The sequence below is a fragment of the Mesorhizobium sp. P5_C1 genome, assembly GCF_054049815.1.
In genome coordinates this window covers 1-1113 of record NZ_JBFULQ010001053.1, presented here as the reverse complement: position 1 = coordinate 1113, position 1113 = coordinate 1, and the positions used below count along the sequence as shown (strand labels likewise).

The window sequence follows — 1113 nt, the reverse complement described above, 5'->3', positions numbered from 1 at the left end:
GGCCTTCATGCCGAAGGCACCGCCAACGTCCGGCGCGACAATCCTGAAACGGCTTGGTGGCAGACCGAACACCTGAGCGATCTCGCGGCGCATCGCATGAGGCGACTGCATGCCGGCGTAAAGTGTGAATCTCTGCGTTCGTCCATCGAACGCGCCCAGGGCTGATCGCGGCTCAAGCGCGTTGGTGGCGACGCGGCTGATGACGAAACGCTCCGACACGACATGAGCCGCCGAGGCGAAGGCGGCGTCGCAGGCCGACCTGTCCCCGGATCGTTGCTCGAAGCAGATGTTGCTCGGTTGTGAGGGCCAAACGAGCGGGGCATCGGGGTTCGCCGCTTCGGCGGTGTCGACCACGAAGGGCAGGCTTTCGTACTCGATTTCAATCAGCTCTGCCGCATCTTTCGCTTCGTTGAGCGTGTCGGCGACGACGGCCGCAACGGCGTCACCGACGTGGCGCGCGCAGCCGTCAGCCAGGGGAAGGTATGGCGGAACGAAATTCGGCTGGCCATCGGGCTGATTGCGCCGCACCCGCGTTGGGAAGGGATGAAAATTTTCTGTCGCCATCTCCTCGCGCGTGAGCACCGCCCTGACGCCCGGCGCGCTTCGCGCCTGCGAGGCATCGATGGAAACGATCCGCGCCGCCGCATGGGGCGAGCGGACGACGACGAGATGAAGCACCCGCGAAAATTCGGTCGACACGTCGTCGGTGTAGCGGCCAAGGCCGCGAATGAGGCGCAGATCCTCCCGCCTTTCGACGGATGCTCCGATGCCGCCATTTTCCATCAGCAGTTTGCCTCTTATACCGTCATGGTCGGCTCGGGATGCCGTTACGGCGTAGCTGCGGTCGAACGGCCCTGCTTGGCGCTCGTGACACCCTCGCGCGAGCGTTCGTGATGCAGGAATGGCCGCTGAAGCAGGGAAAAACCGGAATTCACAAGCGACGTGACCGCAAAGATCACAACTATGACTGCGTACATCGCGCTGATGTTGAAGGCATCGGAATAGTGGATCAGGCGCGCACCCAGACCGATATTGGCGTAGGCGATCTCGGCGGAAAGCACGCCGATGATCGACATCGCTATGCCGAGTTGGAACCCTACGAACAAGGGGCGC

At 63.1% G+C, this 1113-nt stretch carries 2 protein-coding genes; both read right to left on the bottom strand.

Annotation, left to right across the window (positions count from 1 at the left end; translation table 11 throughout):
- On the bottom strand, positions 1-783 hold a 783-nt coding region (locus ACXJ7R_RS33815), incomplete at its 3' end, for a xanthine dehydrogenase family protein molybdopterin-binding subunit (protein WP_457155585.1).
- Between the two features lie 44 nt (positions 784-827).
- The coding region (locus tag ACXJ7R_RS33810) for a hypothetical protein (protein WP_457155584.1) at positions 828-1113 on the bottom strand (286 nt) is incomplete at its 5' end.